The 858-nt window shown below is 76.1% G+C and carries 2 pseudogenes; both read right to left on the minus strand.

Annotation, left to right across the window (positions count from 1 at the left end):
* Nucleotides 1-538 (minus strand): annotated as a pseudogene (locus tag AC2W7M_RS26475) (PHP domain-containing protein); the annotation flags it as partial.
* 10 nt (nt 539-548) lie between these two features.
* Nucleotides 549-858, minus strand: a pseudogene (locus tag AC2W7M_RS26480) (hypothetical protein); the annotation flags it as partial.

Raw genomic sequence — 858 nt, forward strand, 5'->3', positions numbered from 1 at the left:
AGGAGGCCGGCGAGCGGCGCGAGGTCGCCGGTCCGGCCGCACGACGAGGAGCAGGCCTGGGCGGAGCCGAGGAGGTCGTCGAGGGCGAGGTCGCCATTCTCCCTTGCGTGCCCGCCGGTTGCCGGTGGTGAGAAGGCGGCAGAGCGCGCCCCAGCCCGCCCGGTGGCGGGGATAGGCGAGGATGTCCGGCGTGCCGTCGGCGAAGGCGAGGCGCGCGCCCACGGCGAGCTTGAAGCCGTGCGCCCGCCGGCACAGTTCGGCGTGGGACGGCCCCACCGGCAGCGCCGGCTCCACCTCCATTTTCGCCGGGCGATGAGCCAAGCCGCACCCGGAGCACCGGCGCCGCGCCCTCGCGGAAGGCGCGCAGCGCCGCGAAGGCGCGCACCACACCCGCAACCGTGTTGCGGTCGGCGATGCCGAGGCCTCCATGCCCCAGCGCCAGCGCGGTCGCCACCAGGTCGGCCGGAGCCGAGGCGCCGCGCAGGAAGGAGAAGTGCGAGGCGGCGGCAAGCTCGGCATAGGGCGCGGCTTCGCTCATGCGGGCGCGCTCATGCGAACAGACCGTGGAGGAACCAGCGCGGCCGCGCCGCTTCGCGCCCGTAGAGGCCCTCGCGGTAGAGCCAGAAGCGCCGGCCGCCGGTATCCTCCACCCGGAAATAGTCGCGCGTGAGGAGGTCCGCCGGTGCGCCTCCCTGCCCCTCCGCCTGCCACCATTCGGGGGCGATGCGCTCCGGCCCCTCGGCGCGCGCCACCTCGTGCAGCGCCCGGCGCCAGCGGAAGCGCAACCCCCCCCGGGCGGGCCGTCCGGCACCTCGGCCAGCGCTCCACCGGCTCGGGAGGCGCAAACAAGGTGAGCGG

The sequence above is a fragment of the Xanthobacter sp. BG11Y11_SDJG genome, from assembly GCF_057364445.1.